Origin of the sequence: Vibrio qingdaonensis, from assembly GCF_026191675.1 — a bacterium.
GTDB lineage: Bacteria > Pseudomonadota > Gammaproteobacteria > Enterobacterales > Vibrionaceae > Vibrio > Vibrio qingdaonensis.
The window spans coordinates 24,589-40,676 of record NZ_JAKRRY010000008.1 but is presented as its reverse complement, the minus strand read 5'-3'; the positions used below and the strand labels follow the sequence as shown (position 1 = coordinate 40,676).

Genomic DNA, 16,088 nt, shown 5'->3' with positions numbered 1-16,088 from the left:
ATTACATCCCCATAAAATCCATGACAAAGCGTGTTGTCATCGCTTCAACAATGCGCGTGATGCCAGCCCCAATCCCGTAAGCGCCAATGATGTTTCTATGCTCGGCACTTAAGCCTGAAAAAGCGTCGTTAAGTAGGGAATCGAAGCTTAAGTTCTGTAGCATGGAGACGGCAACGCCATAAGAAAATTCTAAGGCTTCGAGCTTTAACTTGAGTGAAATCATGACGCAGTATTCAATGACGTAAGCAAAGAAGCTTTCTAGCATAGTGGGCGCATGGTGAAAGAACTCGCTAACGTAATCGAAAGTATCGAACACGTAAGTGAGCATGCCGTTTTCTTCTTCAGGCGTGGCGGCCAGTGAGAAAGTAGAGTAGGTGAGCACCATTAAAACAAGCGCGATTTTCATGGGTTATTTCCTCCTTAAAACAATAGAAAAGGCGATTAAGGCTGACATGGCTAAAATCGCCCCTGATATTAGTCCTGCGTTATCATTCCAATAGGTATTACTGACCTGAACACTCCGGCCTGCTTGGGTTAATGAGAGTTCTGGGTTGTTGACTTGTCCTGACGATGGGAGTGACGTAGTCACGGATAACTCACTTGAGAACTGTTTAAACTTGGCTTTGATTTGATCGCGTAGGTCTTGGGAGTCTGTTTTCAATTGTGTAATCGCCTCCGGTGATAGCACATCCGCTAACGGGCTTTTATCATCAATGGTTGGTAACTTTCCAAAGGGCTGTTTAGCCTGGCAATCGATGTGATTTGAGTTGAGTTCACAAAACTCCGTACCTAATAAATCATTCGCTGTGCCAAGGCCGCTATTGATGGCATCGAGTATCAATCCAGTGTTATCGGCTGTGGTTTCATTGGCGCTTAAGATTCCGGTGTTGTAGTTGTCGTTGCTCTCGTTGCCTTGGTCGATAAGCTCACCAAGATGGTTAAGCTGTTCAAGCGTTTGCTGATTAGTTTTGTTTAAATCCCGAATGGCCTGAGTGGTTTCGTTTTGGGCTTCGATTTGTACGCCACTGTTATCAGGATTGGGGTTTACGCCGCCCGGTGTTTCCGGTTTGGCATCGGGTGTGTCACAGAGCCAAGGCGCTTCCGGTGGCGCTTCACATCCGTGGTCTTTGTCGTCAGGCTCCGGTGATTGGCAGAGTTCTGGTTGACGTTCGCAAAGTGAATCGGTTGGCGTTCCTGAGCCACCGCCATTACCATTACCGCCAGAGCCATTGTTGTTACCATCGCCGTTATCCGTTGGTGGTTCCGTTGGCGGAGGCAATTCGCAGTTTTCAGTGGCAGGATTGCAGATAGGCGTTTCGTCGGTGTTGTCACCGCAATTTACGAAGCATCCGTTTGATGGGTAGTCGCAGCTGTTGGTGTAATCAAATCCGGTTTCGGTATTGGTGCACGAATAAGAAAAGTTGGTATCGAAGTGATTCGAATCTGGGTTACCTGTTTGACAAGCATGTTGATCTACTTGAATGGCTTTTTGTACGTCTTCGTCTTCGCAAGTGGAAGGCGGCTTTGGTGTAGTTGGAATGCATCGTCCAGTTCTGTCAGTATAATCAACACCTTCAGGGGGACAGGAATCGGATGAGTTCCACCTCTTGATAGAGTAAGCATGATATGTACTTTTATAGCGGTCTCGATAAAAACACTCCAATACGACCGCCCGTACGGGCATTAACGCTAAATTATCATTTTTAGCAATCTCATTCGCTAGGAATTCCTGAGCACCTAGTTTACATTGTGTATTAGAGTCTTCTCGAGATTCAGCAAACCATGAATCCCCTTCTACGTATTTATACGAGTTCCAATTAGCAGTAGCATGATGCGATAAAGTTAATAGACAGAACAAGAACAAAAGACGCTTCAAAATATTCACCTATAGTTACTTCAATTAAAAAAGGCGGTGTTAGCCGCCCTTGAATTAGTGTGACTGTATCCCCGATACAAACCCGTAAATAAAGGCCATCGAGGAGGAGATTCCAAAGATGATTTCGGGCTGTATCGAGTACACGTTATCGACCGAGCCACTTCACCAATAGACCCGCACCAAAGCCGACGGCCGCAACGGAAATCACACCAAGCACTACGGCAGTAACGTTGGTTTGTGATTCGCTCACGGCTGTGCCAATTTCTGCTGTGTAATCGACGGCGAACGCGTTAACCGACACGAACGCAGAAGTAGCAAGGGCAAGTAGTTGTTTTTTCATAATCAATTTCCTTATAGAGTGTGTTTTTGAGGTTTAGACTTTTCCCATCCATCGAACGACACGGCCTGTACCGTGACCAATGAGGAATGAGAGAAGTAGGTATCCCGAAACTTCGAGATAGAGTTCTTGGTCAAAAGATTGCACCGCCATCACGTCAACAGGCTCTAGTAAGACGTGACCTTTACAAGTCATGATGGTGTCTTGGGTGAGTTGTCCGTTAACTAGGCATTGCATGACTAAGCCTTTTGTATTGCAGGCAATCGGAATAGATTGTTGCTGGTTCCAGACACCACCTGACCATCAGGGCGAGGGAAGCTAAATTCTTTTTGTTCAATCCAGAAATCCAACTCTTTATCGACAATGGTCTTAAAGAAGTCACCGTTCTTCGCATCTTTCCACTGGTCAGGATTGACCTTAACCTTGATGACTTGTGACGGCTTTTTCACTGACAACAGTAATTCACCACGCACGACCACTTCGCCCGTTTCGCGGTTGTTGAATGTGCTTTGGGTAATATCGTCTTCATCTAAAATGCGTCCTTTGATAATCATGTTGTTTCCTTTTTGGTTCAGTGCTAATTGATGGTTTTTTAAAAGCGACAGTTAGTGACACAAGTCCAAGGCCGCCCTTGGCGGCTCGTCGGGGCAAGCCCTTGACGAGAACCACTCAGGCGGTGGGTGTCCATAGAGTTCTTCGTTGTATAAGTAAGTGGGTTCCATTGCTGGACAGTCCATATAGAGCAAGGCTTCATCACACATGCGTTCGTATTCTTCTTGCTTCATGGCGTAGTATTCGTGTTCATCTTCTAATGAGTCGAATATCTGCGTCGTTCCTGTCATTACAGAGCGCATACCACGGATGAATTGTTTCTTGTTGGCGAACTTCCATTCAGAAAATCGGGTAGGGATGGATTTACCAAAACACTCGATACCCTTAATGGCCGCGCTCATTTCATCGCCGTAACGGGTGTTTTTAAACAATCCGTCGATATTCACTTTCTTGGCGTACATCGCTTTCACGGTTTGGTCTTTGCGTTTGACAAACACACCACCCATGGCGACCACGAAGCGTTTAAAGTCGCCTTCGTCAGCGGCTTTGCGTATGGTTTCAAGGACAAAGTGCTCATCCTTGGAGAGTTCATTTCCGAGAATCACAGCGTCGTCCTCTTTAAATTCTTCACGAAAGCGACGCATTTCACGCCACACCGTTACCGATGGACCGCCATAAAATTGGAACTGGCGGATGCCTTGAATTCGATTAAATGACACCACGGATTCAGCGGTTTGTTTGCCGTCCTTGTTGGTGTCTTTGTCGGTTTCAATATTGGCACCATCGATGTTTTTACTTAGGTATTTAGCGACATAGCCAACCGCTGAGCCGCGTTTCCAATCAATGCTTTCTGCTTTGAATCGATACTTTTGCGCGCCTTTTTCTTTCGGTGAATCCACTAAAGAAAAGTGCTTAAGTTGTTGTGTGACGGTCTGTTGGTCTTCTCGTTTCATGAAGAACAAACAGTGAAGGTGTGGCGTTCCGTCGTGGTGCGGCTCGACAATGCGAAGCCCGTAAATCTTGATGTCTTGCTTATTGAGCTCTTTACGAAATGCCGTCATTACGTTTAACAAATGTTGGTGTCCATCTGTTGCCGAAGGCTTGTTGGCTTTTTCCCATGCAGGGTTAATCTGGTCGCCTTTATAGACATGAAAGCGGCTAGGGGTCGTCACTGTGTAAAACATGGCGACATGGTCGGATTCTTGTGCGATGGACTCCAAACCTTTCAAACGAACGAACATTTCAGCGCGACGAATGACGGGATTTGATGTCGATTTCGCGGATAATTCTTTGAGTGTGAACCACGTATCTTCGTCGTCTTCGATATAGCAAACGGTGTTGATAAGTGCCTGTTCTGTATCAGATAAGCGTTCTCGCATCACATTAACGCTGTGCTTGGAGCAATACGCATCTTGTGATTTGTGTACTAACATTAGGTCGCGAGCGGTAGCTTCAACTTCAGTAAAGTAAGCGCGTCGTAATTGGCGACGCAGCCATTTATCACACATGGCCCGTTGGCATAGTGAATCGAGTTCATTCGCTTCTTCTTTCTGCTTGATGAGTTGGTCTCGAAAACCTAAGCCCAATTGAGCCAACAAGACTTGGGATTTTTCAAAGCGCTCTGTTATCGATTCAATTTTCAAAAGCTGCTTTGAGAAAGCGCGAGACTTGGCTTTAGCCAGTTCGACAATTTCTTCATCGTTACGGGTATAACGATTGCCGTTATCGCGCAAACGAGCGTCTGCGGATTGGATCATTGATAATGCAGTGAAGTAATCTTTGCGTTCGAGTACGTTGGTAAACGCTCGAAGCATGGACGGTGCGAAATCACCGTGACGTTTGATAGCGTCAAATACAGGTTTGCGCCAGTTGGTGAGTCTTACTTTATATTGAGCGTGACGCGGTAACTCAAGCAAACTTATTGCTTTATCAAGTTCATCACGACGGTCAGAAGTTTGCAGGCTAGGGAGCTTGTCTACATCGAACTGGTCGTCGTAGCAGTCTGTAGACCATAGGCGTGTTGGTTGCGATGTTGGGAGAAACTCACGAGAGTAAGTTTCTCCGGTTGCTAAGTCGTGAACAGTTTTACGCATTAGCTTTGACCAGTGTTGTTTCAGCGTTAAAACGTTCGATAAGTTCGGCATCGGATTCAATTGAGAAGAACTCGCAGAATTGGAGGTATTCTTCAAGGAGCGTGAAATAGAGACTAACGGGCTCTGATTCAAGGACGAATGCAGGTGTAAAATCAACACCAGAGCGTAATCGTTGCGTGAATGACTTTGCGTTAACAGACACTGAATCAGAAAGTTGGAATGAAAAATCATCTGAGTGGGAACGCAGCGTTGTGGAAAGTAAGTAGCCGTCGATCCTATTGGACTCGGAGCGAATAATATAAGCATCATTCTTGTGTAACATGGAGCAGCTTTCGTAGTGTCGGACTTGAAACATAATAACCACCTTGAATAGTTGGGTGACCACCAAGGGTGAAAGCTTCAAGGGCTAGCGCCCAAGGCGGTCAGATTCGATTTATCGAAACTATAAGTGCGATTAATCGAACTTACAAGATGCGAAAGATCGCACTTAAGGCGCTACAATAGAATTTAAAGGAGACTCGCTATGTACATAAATGAACTGTTAGACGCCTATAAAAAGGCGCAAAACTACGTACAAGACAAGCAAATTGCACATGACATGAACATAGAACCAAACAAAGTCAGCAAAATGCGCAAAGGGATTCGCTATGTGTCGGATTCTGAAGCAGTTTTTCTTGCGGAAGGTGCAGGAATTGACGCAGAAGTAGCATTGTTAGGTTGTCACGCAGACCGCAATGATAATCCGCAGGTCAAAGCCTTGTGGGAGAACATCGCAAAAAAGTTTAATGGCGTGGGTTTATCAAGTGTTTCAACGGCTTGCGCTGGATTGGCGTTGGCATTAATGGCAGTAAGAGAACCCGCATCTCACTACGCATTATGTATATTATGTTAAATGATAACTAGAATTACAAAAGAAGCCTTATATTGAACGTTCCCTACCGCTATTCGTCGAGTATTGTTGAAGCGTATTTAACCGTAACGCTATTTACCATAAAATACCTAATAATCACTTTCTTAATTTGGATTAAGAAAATGCTCATTATGTTATAGCGACTTAGCCGAAGGCTTAGTTAAAGCCAGCACGTCACTCGTACTGGCTTTACTTGGTCACGATTGCTAACCGCCAGATAGCTTAACGGTATAGCCTTTCTTTTCAAGTGCTGCTTTGATTTTATCTCGAGCATCGCCTTGGATTTCAATTGTGCCGTCTTTAACAGATCCACCACAACCACATACTTTTTTAAGTTCTGCCGCGAGTAGCTTTAGTGGCGCGTCATCTAAATCCAAACCAGAAATGACGGAAACGCCTTTACCTTTACGTCCTTTGGTTTGCTTTTGAATGCGGACAATACCATCACCTTTTTCACGCTGAGGTGTAGGTTTGTCTTCTTTGATACGGCCAATTTCCGTTGAATATACAAGTGTCATGTTATTTCTTTAGTTGCTCTGCTTTCTTTTTTGCGATTAGGTAAGCTTCGATATGCTTTTGGATAGCTAACTTACCACCTTTGATAAGTTTACCATTAAACATACAGTACCATGCGTTATTTTCGCCAGTGTCATTTTTTATCATATAGCCATTAAACAGCTCTTGTACACCAACGCTATCTGTTCGTTGTGTCGCTGTTGCGAGCTGTGTCGGATCGATAATTGAGGCAGTATCACACCACCAATCGATACTTTTTTTAATTGCCGATAGACTGCCCTTTAGCTCACGGTTTTTGATCGTGACTTTCCAGATTTGGTTTTCACTACCGATAGATTTAAGGGTGAACCCTCGATAACTTGCTAAAGCCATAAAGATGCATCTCTTATTTATTGTTGCTAAACTTGTATTAACGCGTCTATGTTATCAGTTATTATTTACCAATCAATTAAGTTATAGTGCATTAAAATGAAAAAAGACATACCTTTGATCACAGAAAGACATCAAGTTAATAAATTTAAATCGATTCTGGTCGACTCTATAACTCCAGCGCAATTTAATGAATTAACAAGCTGTTATTACTCAAAAAGTTCATTACTAGCGCTATCCAAAGATTGGCGTCTATTTAATGAGTTTTGTCGATTAAATGGCGTTTCAAGTATTCCTGCATCGGTTACCGCCGTTAGACGCTTTCTTGATAAAGAGCGACACTCGAGGAAATACTCTACGTTAAAGCGTTACACGGTCACTATAGGCGTGGTACATACTGTTCTCGGATTTAAAGACCCAACGAAAGGTCGAGAAATTGGGTTAAGCCTCAATGAAATCCGAATAGCAGGCGCAGACAAAGTTAAAGAGACTAATGCATTTACCGAAAATCATTTAAGTGATTTACATGCCCTACTTTCAACGTCACCTGAACCTAGAGACCGACGTGACCTTGCTATCTATTACGTCATGTATGAATGTGCGTTAAAGCGAAAGGATTTACGACAATTAACTCAAGGACATGTCGAAACGTTAGATGGAACGAGTTATCTACACATAGATGGCACGCGTTATGTATTGAGCCACACTGCCGCATCAATGTTAGTTGCATGGCTAGACTGCAACCCGTACACACCGCTTTTTGTCTCAATCGATCGCCATGGCAATATGAAGGATGGCGTCCTAGACGATTCGTCCATCTACAGAATTTTGAGACGCGCTAGTGAGCTGCTGAATTTACCGGACTATCGGCGTTTCTCTTCACAGTCTGGTCGTGTTGGAGCCGTAAAAAAACTGTGGAGTGAAGGTTATAAAGTACGGGATATACAAGAGTTTGGACGTTGGGCCAGTCCCGCAATGCCACTTCAATACACGGGTAATCCAGAGAGTTCGGAGAAAGAGAAAAGTAAGTTTAAACCGTCATAACACCCCGCTGATATTAGAGTGTTATGACTATTATTAGAGTGCTATGACTATGACCGCTTCAACGGTTAGGCTATCCGCTCTATACAGTCAATAACAAAGTCAGCGAACTTCACGCCTGAGTGTTCCACCATTTTAGGGAACATAGATATTGGAGTCATACCGGGGAATGTGTTCACTTCATTCAAATAAATTTCATCGTCTTCTGTTAAGAAAAAATCGATACGAGAAAGGTGTCGCAACTTCATCTGGGTGAAGACTTTTTCTGAATACTGCTGAATTTTCGCTTGCTGGTCTTTAGTTAAGCCTTTTGCTTCAACATCCGTGGTCGAATGACTTTCAGTGCTGTATTTCTCATCATACGAATAAAAGGTTCCTTCCGGCGCAGTGACTTCGCCAGGTAACGTAATATGCAATTTCCCTTTATACTCATATGCAGCGACTTCAAGCTCACGGGGTTTTACGGCCTTCTCAATCACAACTTGATCAGAGTAGCCAAATGCCGCATCAATAGAATCCGAAAGTGCTTCTTTATTGGTGACATTGTAACAACCCACTGACGAGCCTTGTTTCGCAGCCTTAACAAACACTTTTCCCCATTTGTCGAATGCATCATGAGCCTGCGTATGTGCGTGTTGATTATTTTCAGTCAAAAATAAATATGGCGTATTTGGAATGCCAAGCGTGTCATACCATAGCTTAGAGGTTATTTTGTTAAAGCTATTACAGCTTGCTTCAGGGCCACAGCCAAAGTAAGGAATGTTTGCAATTTCCAGCAGCGATTGGATATCTCCGGTCTCACCAGGGAAGCCATGGATACACGGAACGACATAGTCGATGTTGTGGTGACGATTTTCTCCAACTAGGGCTTTTTTGTTGACGTCCAAGGACACCAATTGACCATCTTGACATCGCCAGCCGTCTGCTGTGATTTCAACGCGTATAACATCAAAACGAGGATTGGTCTGTAGCTGAGATTCTAGGTAATCAGCAGACACAAGTGAGACTTCATGCTCGCTTGAGGCGCCACCACATAGTAGAAGAATATTCATGTTTGACATTGTACATCTGTCCTTAGGTCGTTGGACGTAAATCATAAACGATCGTGCCCTAAGATTCAGTCCAAAAAGTGTTAAATATCCCGAAAACCTTACTGTATGCATATTTTACATACAAAAATGCACCCAGGGCATGAGCCTGTAACTCAATAGCTGGATGCATAATATTCGGCGAGCCTAACTAGAGGCCAAAAATCAATAGATTGAGCGCTAATTAAGTTTACTTAATGTTGGGTAGTCGGATTTTTTAATCTTATCGATACTTTTGACAAATGGTTTAAGCGATTGAAATTCTTTTGGCAATGTAGCGATCGCTGCTTGTGCTTTCTTACGTGTGGCGTAGTCTCCGTACAATACCGAATACCATTTAGTACCATTGACCATTTTGTAGTTTTCCCAAACCGGTTGACCGTTTTTAGGCAATTTTTCTGAGAATAAGGCCACTTTATCTTTCGTACCAACCGCCGCTACCTGAATCGTAAAACCGTAACGATAGTCCTGATCGATTTGCTTTTTCGATGGTGGGACAATTTTAACGACACTCTTATCTGCGGCGCTTGCTTTTGCAGGCTGAGCTTGAGTTTTCGTTACAACGGATTGAGGCTCTGTTTTTTGTGGTGCAGGTTTTTTTGCTACGTCCGTTTTTTTTGCTACGTCCGTTTTCTTTGCTGCTTCTGTCGCACTTGCCGCTGCCGCAACCGCAACAGGTTGGTCTGTAGTCGATTCGACAACAGGTGCGTAATCTTCACGGTAGCTTTCAGATTTAACTTCAGACACGTAGTCACCTGAAGAACAAGCCGCCAACAATGCGGTGATACTTACGATAACAATTTTTTTCATAGCTTTACTGCCCAAATATCAAATTCTCTAAATCATGCCGACAGAAATTGTTTGATTCAATCATTCCGAATGTCAGCAGTCCAATGCTGTGACATGTTACACAATATTCGAGACACAGCAATATGTTATCTCTAAATTTAGACAATGAAATTCCGACTGAACATGGACTGCGCTACTATATAGTAACTAAAGCAGCCCATGCTGCTCTTGGTCGTAACCGCCTTCATAACCGTGAAGTCTATAGACATCGCGATAATGTATCTGGGTTACTACTTGTTCATTGAACGCCTAATTGTCATTAGTAAAGAAGGATGAACCATGTCATTAGATGTACTCTTTAAACCCGAATCTATCGCAGTTATCGGGGCATCAGCAAAGGCACAGCGAGCCGGTGGCGTGGTGATTAAGAATCTCTTGCTTGGCGGCTTTCAAGGCACAATCTTGCCTGTTCATCCTAGATATAAATCCGTAAATGGTATTCTATGTTATCGTTCCGTTAGCGAGCTACCCTTTGCTCCAGATCTTGCCATTCTTTGTACTAGAGGCTCTCGGAATGTCGAGCTATTTACTGAACTTTCAGTGATCGGCGTGAAAATCGTCATCGTAATGGCATCTGATATGACGCTCGACGTCGAGTATCCTGCCATTAAAAATGACAAACCACACTCGGTAGAGACGAGTTTAATAGACGAAGCCAGCCAATTAACACCTCTGAAAAGCTTGGAGCAGCAATGTATTGATATTGCAAAGAATTCTGGTATGCGAGTTTTGGGTTCGAATAGTCTCGGTATCTTGCTTCCATGGCAAAACTTTAACGCGTCGTTTTCACCGGTTAACTGTAAGCCTGGTAAATTGGCGTTTATTTCTCAGTCATCTGCCGTTTGTACCACTATTTTGGACTGGGCAAACGATAAAAACATCGGATTTTCAGCATTCATCTCTTTGGGTAACGGTGCCGACATTGATTTTGATGACTTGCTCGACTACCTAGCACGCGATAGCAAAACAGAATCTATTTTGCTTTATGTTGATTCTATTCGTGATGCACGGCGATTCATGTCGGCAGCACGAGCGACATCTCGCAACCGTCGTATTTTAGTGCTAAAAGCAGGTAGATCACGGACAAACAGCATGGGTTCACTTACTGACTCTACGCTATCCCTCGATATTGTCTACGACTCAGCAATACAACGTGCGGGTATGCTACGTGTAAATAATACTCATGAATTATTTGCTGCGGTTGAAACATTAACGCATTCCGTTCCACTACGTGGTGAACGTCTTGCCATCATTACTAATGGTATGGGACCTGCTTTGATGGCGCTTGATACCCTTTCCGACCGAGGTGGTAAGCTCGCGGAATTGTCACAGACAACACTACATAACTTATCTCAAGTATTACCGGCTACTTGGTCTCAATCCAATCCAATAGATCTCGTTGGTGACGCTACAGCGCAGCGCTATATCCAAGCGATCAATTGCGTTTTAGATAGTGACGATATAGATGCGATTCTCATCATGCACAGTCCCTCTGCAGTGTCCGAGTCAGAAGGTACAGCCCAACAAGTGATTGAAACGCTTCGTACGCACCCTAAGTCTAAGCGTTTCAACATTTTAACGAATTGGTCCGGAGAGGCAACGGCAAAACAAGCTCGCTTGCTCTTTACTGAAAATGGTATTCCGACTTATCGAACACCAGAAAGTGCGGTAACCGCATTTATGCACTTAGTGGATTATCGACGTAACCAGTGGCAACTAATGGAAACGCCGACTACTACGGATTCATATTCTTCTGAACAACTAAGTCGAGCGCATGACTGGCTTTCTAGTCACACCTCTCAACAGCAGTCTCCTGAGCATATTACCTTGCTAGAGTCTCATTTATGTGAGCAGTTATTTGATTTATTTAAACTCCCCGTCTTAAAAACCTGGCTTGCTCATGACCCTTCAGAAGCCATTCACCTTGCTGAACAAATTGGTTACCCTGTAGCGTTGAAGCTTCGCTCACCCGATATCCCACACAAGTCTGATATTCACGGCGTTATGTTGAACTTGCGAGACCTAAATGAAGTATCTAGTGCAGCGCAATCCATTTTAGACCGAACGACGTTGTCTTATCCTAATGCAAAAATAGAAGGACTAACCGTCCAAAAAATGGCTAAGGTCGCTGGCGGACAAGAAATAAGAATTAAAGCCGTGACAGATCCAACATTCGGACCGGCGCTGTTTATTGGTCAAGGTGGCTCGGATTGGAACATAAGTAAAGAAGCCGTAACTGCGCTTCCCCCGCTTAATACGGCACTCGCTCGTTATCTAATTGTCGGCGCCATTAATAATGGAACCCTACGTTTTCATAAATCACCCAACCCTATTAATTTAGCAAAACTCGCCGAATTCATCGTTAAAGTGTCACAGATAATTGTCGCCTGCCCTGAGATCTATGAACTGGATATCCACCCACTTCTCTTAAATGGTGACGATATTACTATTCTCGACGCGTCCATCGCTGTTAGGCCATTTAGTGGTGACCCACAAGCTCGCTTAGCTATCCGACCTTATCCAACGGAAGTGGAAGAAACAATTACTCTTAAAGATCAATCACAAATACTGCTGCGACCAATCAAACCAGAAGATGAGCCTTTGCACGCTGACTTCATCAATAATGTTACAAAAGAGGATTTATATAAGCGGTTCTTCTCTGACGTTGGTGAGTTCAATCACGAAGCACTCGCGAATTTGACTCAGATTGACTACGATCGTGAGATGGCTTTCGTCGCTGTTGATGCGAGTCGCGCGCAACAACGAATCATCGGTGTTTCTCGAGTACTGGTTAACCCAGACAATTCAGATGCTGAATTTGCGATATTGATTCGATCGGATTTAAAAGGCGTAGGGTTAGGACGCGTCTTAATGCAAAAAATTATCGATTATTGCGTTGCGAAACAGACACTGAAGATATCCGGGATGACCATGCCAACCAACCGAGGCATGTTAACATTGGCACAAAAATTAGGATTTGAATTGGATGTTCAATTTGAAGACGGCGTTGCCGATATGGTACTGAAACTACGCTAGGACACGTATATCCTTTAAACCGTTAACGTTAATAATCATGGGAGCACTGGCTACGCTAGCCAAAGCGCTCATAGTAAATTAAATGACTGTCCTAAAGCGTTCAGTTTCTGTAGTTGAGCCCAAACTGGCGTGACGGTGTAACCAATACATTTACACCGTCATTAATGCAATATGTCGTCTAGACCTATTCAAGCACTTAATTTCACATCACTAACTAGTGGTTACTTTAAATCCCAATTCTTCGTTAAATGCTTGATACACCATGATTTCGCTTCACCCATATTGTTTCTTTTCCAGGCTAGCACAATATCAATTTCAGCTTGCGTCGTACCATTAATTTGGCTGAGCTTACCTGCTTTGATTAGAGGGTCGGCAATTTGAGTAGGTAAAGTACCAATACCGAGCCCGTTTATGAGCGCATCAACCTTAGCCTCTAAATTGGAAACGGTTAATCGTGGCTGTTTCTCCAAGATATTAACGCTTAACGCAGGTTGCTCTCTAGCTGTGTCTGCAATCGCGATAACGCGATACTTCTCTCTTGCCTGACTATCAAAGACACCGCTTCTTTTATGAACATAATGATTGGATGCGGCTACCCATGTCATACTCATTGGTCCTAGAACCTGTGTTTTTACCCCTTGAGGTGTGACTTCCGGCTGAGGACAAATAAGGAGATCACTTCGGTCTTCGTTGAGTGACTCCCAACATCCGGCTAACACCTCTTCTTCTAACTTAATTCGCGTTTTACTCACCGACCCCAGCTTGTCGACAAGCTCGAAGAAATTGGCAACTGGAATAATACTGTCATAAGCAATGGTTAAGTCGAGCTCCCACCCGTTCGCGAGTAATCGAGCTTCATGCACCATCGTTTCGGTGGCGTGTAAAATGACTCTGCCACGCTCTAAAATCAAACGTCCGGCATCCGTTAGCGCCGCTTTATGGCCAGAACGATCAAAAATCATAATATCGAGATCTTGTTCAAGCTTTTGAATTTGATAACTTAATGACGAAGTCGCCCTATCTAGCTCAACCGCCGCGGCTGCGAACGAGCCTCGTCGATCAATCGCATCTAATATATGTAGTGCTTCTAGCGTAATTGAGTTTTGCACTAATTCTTTCCCCGAAACATTGCAGATAACTCATTAATACTAAACGTGTATCAAAAAAAAAGCGACTTCCTATTAGAAGGCGCTTCATTCGTTATATTGGATTAAAAGGTGTATTGGGCGTTCAGGCGTACAGAGCGACCGGGCTGATACACTTTGGTCCAAGCTGTTCTGTAGTTTTCGTCGAAGGCGTTAATGAGAGAAAGGTCCACTTTAAGTCCTTCTAGCTCACTTGTTGGCTCCCAAGACGCGTAAAAATCAACAAGTTGATATGACTCGTGAGGGCCTTCAGTGTACCCATCTGGTACACGCCCTTGGCCACTAACAAATGTGGCTCGAGTCCCTATCTTTGTATCAATATTCCAAAACCCATACTGAGCGCTTGCGACCCATTTATCCGCCGGAATGTTGGTGATCCATTCATCAGTATCGGTATCCTTACCACGGGTTTGACCGTAGGAAAGGCCGAGTGACAATTGCTGCCAGCGATAATCGGCTGCGAGTTCGTAACCTGTCAACTCTGCGTTATTGATATTACTCGAGCGACTCGTGCCCGCACAGCCGACCATTGAACCACCGATACCGCAGCTACTGCTCGGAGACGAGTTGACATCTAGATTAATAAAATCTTTAACTTGGTTGTGAAATGCACTAGTCGTTATGGATAATTCGTCGTCCGCGATAACATTATTAAAGTCAAACTGCCCTTTTAACTCTACGTTATGTGACTTCTCCGGTTTTAACTCGGGGTTTGGCACAAATACGTTACTCGGACCACCTGGGCCATACGAATAATGGGTACCACTCATGTAAAGTTCTGATGTGTCTGGTGCTCGAAATGCTTCATCGTAACGTAAAGACCATGCCATCCATTGCTGAGCTTGCCAAAGTAGACCGACTGATGGTGACCAAGCGGATTGATTGTTATCGTCAAAGCCTTGTGCTTTTGAAGAGAAAGAATCGTATCGAACCCCTACATCAGCGGTTAACGTTTCAAACAGGTCATAGTTCACATAGCCAAATGCACCAACCACGAATGTTTGGGCATCTTTAGGTAATTCTGGACGCCCAGAAACAGACGCTGCTCGACTTGCATCCAACTCATCCAAATAACCGTCTACCCCAGTAAGTACCTTAAGTTTCCCCGCGTCTGATTGGTTGGTAACATTAAAGCCCGTTGTTTGTAGTTGTGAAATGTCTTCACCAACAACGGATGGGTCTGCTTCGGTAATTTTAGTATCGTTGCGATAAAGAGAAGCCTCTACATTAAACCAGGCACTATTGGGATTAAAATTATAGTTAACACCATAAGACTGGTCGGTAGTGCGACGGCTAATCAGTAAGCTAGGATCATTAACTTGCCCACTCGAATCCCCGACAACTGGAGGTCGTCCATCGAGATCAGCATAACGCAAGTTGAAGCCAAGTTTATGCGCGTTATTAATCTGCCAATTAAACTTCGCTAACCCTGTTTTATTCGTCGCTTCCGTGCCGTAAAGTGTTGTGCCGTCACCTTGTTTCATGTGACCACTGTCTTTATAGCTACCCGCAATAATCCAATCTATATCATCATTTTTATTCGCTAAGGCTGCGGTATTGGTCCAAACATCGCCATTATCTTGATAACCAACTTTAACTCGACCACCTAATCCATTCTCTTCCAAAATGTCATCGGCGGTCAGGGTATTTTGAACAACGACGCCACCAATAGCACCCGAACCATACAAAGAACTCATCGGTCCCTTGATAACTTCAATATTTCCGAGCAAAGAAGGATCTAAAAAATAGCTTGGGCGGTGACCGTATTGCATGTTTTGGCGATTACCATCGATAATCTTCAATACCTTATTACCACTCAAACCTCGAATGTTAACCGATTGATTGCCCGGAATATTAGCGCCCTCTATAGAGACGTTAGGTTCGTATTTAATCGCCTCTGCAACAGAATTGGGCTGGATTTCGTCCAATTCTTCCATATCGACCTTTACAACGGAGCGAGTTCTATCTTGATTGGTTTTGTCAGCTCGTGATGCAGACACGACGACCTCATTTAAGGCGGTAACATCTTCCGCTTGAGCATTTGTAGTGAGCGCAAGTACCACTGAGCTCGCTATCATCGACAGTTTTAGTTTCATAGTTCCTTCTTATTTCTGTTCTAATAATCAGTTCTCGCGCATTATTACAAATATAAATGATAATTACTATCATTTATATTTGTAATAGATTACTACTCGTGACTTCCCTATCATAAAATCTGTTTTGTGACTTAAGAGATACTAAAACGCGTGGTGGTGAGAGGTCCCAACAAGCAAGAC

16 protein-coding genes are annotated in these 16,088 nt (G+C 43.8%); 3 read left to right on the top strand and 13 right to left on the bottom strand.

All coding sequences use genetic code 11. From position 1 onward, the window contains the following. Position 1: 1 nt before the first annotated feature. The 7 genes from MD535_RS08160 to MD535_RS08130 form a co-directional block, all read right to left on the bottom strand. Positions 2-406 (bottom strand): DUF2523 family protein, encoded by a 405-nt coding sequence (locus tag MD535_RS08160; protein WP_265674383.1) that lies wholly within the window; start codon positions 404-406, stop codon positions 2-4. A 3-nt stretch (positions 407-409) separates the two neighbouring features. Beyond that, entirely contained in the window at positions 410-1,876 is a 1,467-nt protein-coding gene (locus tag MD535_RS08155; RefSeq protein ID WP_265674382.1) for a hypothetical protein, read from the bottom strand. Between the two features lie 145 nt (positions 1,877-2,021). Then, positions 2,022-2,216 (bottom strand): hypothetical protein, encoded by a 195-nt coding sequence (locus MD535_RS08150; protein WP_265674381.1) that lies wholly within the window; start codon positions 2,214-2,216, stop codon positions 2,022-2,024. Between the two features lie 33 nt (positions 2,217-2,249). Then, entirely contained in the window at positions 2,250-2,450 is a 201-nt protein-coding gene (locus MD535_RS08145; RefSeq protein WP_265674380.1) for a hypothetical protein, read from the bottom strand. 2 nt (positions 2,451-2,452) lie between these two features. Beyond that, positions 2,453-2,767 carry a hypothetical protein gene (locus MD535_RS08140; RefSeq protein ID WP_265674379.1) on the bottom strand — a complete coding sequence of 105 codons (315 nt, stop codon included), beginning with the start codon at positions 2,765-2,767 and terminating at the stop codon, positions 2,453-2,455. A gap of 51 nt (positions 2,768-2,818) precedes the next feature. Continuing rightward, on the bottom strand, positions 2,819-4,858 hold the full coding sequence (locus MD535_RS08135) for a replication endonuclease (protein WP_265674378.1): 2,040 nt from the start codon (positions 4,856-4,858) through the stop codon (positions 2,819-2,821). Beyond that, positions 4,851-5,213, bottom strand: coding sequence for a hypothetical protein (locus tag MD535_RS08130; RefSeq protein ID WP_265674377.1), 363 nt, complete (start codon positions 5,211-5,213; stop codon positions 4,851-4,853). The genes MD535_RS08135 and MD535_RS08130 overlap by 8 nt, the downstream gene beginning before the upstream one ends. 168 nt (positions 5,214-5,381) lie before the next feature. Between MD535_RS08130 and MD535_RS08125 the strand changes: the two genes are divergently transcribed. Beyond that, on the top strand, positions 5,382-5,750 hold the full coding sequence (locus tag MD535_RS08125) for a DUF3693 domain-containing protein (RefSeq protein ID WP_265674376.1): 369 nt from the start codon (positions 5,382-5,384) through the stop codon (positions 5,748-5,750). Positions 5,751-5,974: 224 nt separating this feature from the next. Here the strand turns inward: MD535_RS08125 and yciH are convergent, their stop codons facing one another. Both yciH and MD535_RS08115 read right to left on the bottom strand, forming a co-directional pair. After that, positions 5,975-6,286, bottom strand: a complete 312-nt coding sequence (gene yciH, locus MD535_RS08120) for a stress response translation initiation inhibitor YciH (protein ID WP_265674375.1) — start codon at positions 6,284-6,286, stop codon at positions 5,975-5,977. A 1-nt stretch (position 6,287) separates the two neighbouring features. Continuing rightward, on the bottom strand, positions 6,288-6,656 hold the full coding sequence (locus tag MD535_RS08115; RefSeq protein WP_265674374.1) for a DUF3319 domain-containing protein: 369 nt from the start codon (positions 6,654-6,656) through the stop codon (positions 6,288-6,290). Positions 6,657-6,752: 96 nt separating this feature from the next. On the opposite strand from MD535_RS08115, the gene MD535_RS08110 reads away from it, so the two are divergent. Beyond that, positions 6,753-7,697: a tyrosine-type recombinase/integrase gene (locus MD535_RS08110; protein ID WP_265674373.1), complete on the top strand. Its 945-nt coding sequence runs from the start codon at positions 6,753-6,755 to the stop codon at positions 7,695-7,697. 65 nt (positions 7,698-7,762) lie between these two features. Here the strand turns inward: MD535_RS08110 and MD535_RS08105 are convergent, their stop codons facing one another. Together MD535_RS08105 and MD535_RS08100 are read right to left on the bottom strand one after the other, a co-directional pair. Next, a complete protein-coding gene (locus MD535_RS08105) occupies positions 7,763-8,755 on the bottom strand; it encodes a D-alanine--D-alanine ligase (RefSeq protein WP_265674372.1) in 993 nt (330 codons plus the stop codon). 207 nt (positions 8,756-8,962) lie between these two features. Continuing rightward, the gene (locus tag MD535_RS08100) at positions 8,963-9,592 is read right to left on the bottom strand and encodes an SPOR domain-containing protein (protein ID WP_265674371.1); all 630 of its coding nucleotides are present in this window, start codon (positions 9,590-9,592) and stop codon (positions 8,963-8,965) included. A gap of 318 nt (positions 9,593-9,910) precedes the next feature. Here MD535_RS08100 and MD535_RS08095 point away from each other — a divergent pair, with 318 nt between their 5' ends. After that, complete coding sequence (locus tag MD535_RS08095; RefSeq protein ID WP_265674370.1) at positions 9,911-12,667, top strand: bifunctional acetate--CoA ligase family protein/GNAT family N-acetyltransferase; 2,757 nt, start codon at positions 9,911-9,913, stop codon at positions 12,665-12,667. 221 nt (positions 12,668-12,888) lie between these two features. On the opposite strand, the gene MD535_RS08090 is transcribed toward MD535_RS08095, so the two are convergent. Next, complete coding sequence (locus MD535_RS08090) at positions 12,889-13,776, bottom strand: LysR family transcriptional regulator (protein WP_265674369.1); 888 nt, start codon at positions 13,774-13,776, stop codon at positions 12,889-12,891. 101 nt (positions 13,777-13,877) lie between these two features. Then, the gene (locus MD535_RS08085) at positions 13,878-15,908 is read right to left on the bottom strand and encodes a TonB-dependent hemoglobin/transferrin/lactoferrin family receptor (protein ID WP_265674368.1); all 2,031 of its coding nucleotides are present in this window, start codon (positions 15,906-15,908) and stop codon (positions 13,878-13,880) included. Positions 15,909-16,088: the final 180 nt, after the last annotated feature.

Bases quoted from the DNA above. Each gene is read 5' to 3' on its own strand.
- MD535_RS08095 (WP_265674370.1), top strand. From the start codon at position 9,911: ATGTCATTAGATGTACTCTTTAAACCCGAATCTATCGCAGTTATCGGG.
- MD535_RS08140 (WP_265674379.1), bottom strand. From the start codon at position 2,767: ATGATTATCAAAGGACGCATTTTAGATGAAGACGATATTACCCAAAGC.
- MD535_RS08100 (WP_265674371.1), bottom strand. From the start codon at position 9,592: ATGAAAAAAATTGTTATCGTAAGTATCACCGCATTGTTGGCGGCTTGT.
- MD535_RS08130 (WP_265674377.1), bottom strand. From the start codon at position 5,213: ATGTTTCAAGTCCGACACTACGAAAGCTGCTCCATGTTACACAAGAAT.
- MD535_RS08160 (WP_265674383.1), bottom strand. From the start codon at position 406: ATGAAAATCGCGCTTGTTTTAATGGTGCTCACCTACTCTACTTTCTCA.
- MD535_RS08115 (WP_265674374.1), bottom strand. From the start codon at position 6,656: ATGGCTTTAGCAAGTTATCGAGGGTTCACCCTTAAATCTATCGGTAGT.
- MD535_RS08105 (WP_265674372.1), bottom strand. From the start codon at position 8,755: ATGTCAAACATGAATATTCTTCTACTATGTGGTGGCGCCTCAAGCGAG.
- MD535_RS08125 (WP_265674376.1), top strand. From the start codon at position 5,382: ATGTACATAAATGAACTGTTAGACGCCTATAAAAAGGCGCAAAACTAC.
- MD535_RS08110 (WP_265674373.1), top strand. From the start codon at position 6,753: ATGAAAAAAGACATACCTTTGATCACAGAAAGACATCAAGTTAATAAA.
- MD535_RS08135 (WP_265674378.1), bottom strand. From the start codon at position 4,858: ATGCGTAAAACTGTTCACGACTTAGCAACCGGAGAAACTTACTCTCGT.
- MD535_RS08145 (WP_265674380.1), bottom strand. From the start codon at position 2,450: ATGCAATGCCTAGTTAACGGACAACTCACCCAAGACACCATCATGACT.
- MD535_RS08085 (WP_265674368.1), bottom strand. From the start codon at position 15,908: ATGAAACTAAAACTGTCGATGATAGCGAGCTCAGTGGTACTTGCGCTC.
- MD535_RS08150 (WP_265674381.1), bottom strand. From the start codon at position 2,216: ATGAAAAAACAACTACTTGCCCTTGCTACTTCTGCGTTCGTGTCGGTT.
- yciH (WP_265674375.1), bottom strand. From the start codon at position 6,286: ATGACACTTGTATATTCAACGGAAATTGGCCGTATCAAAGAAGACAAA.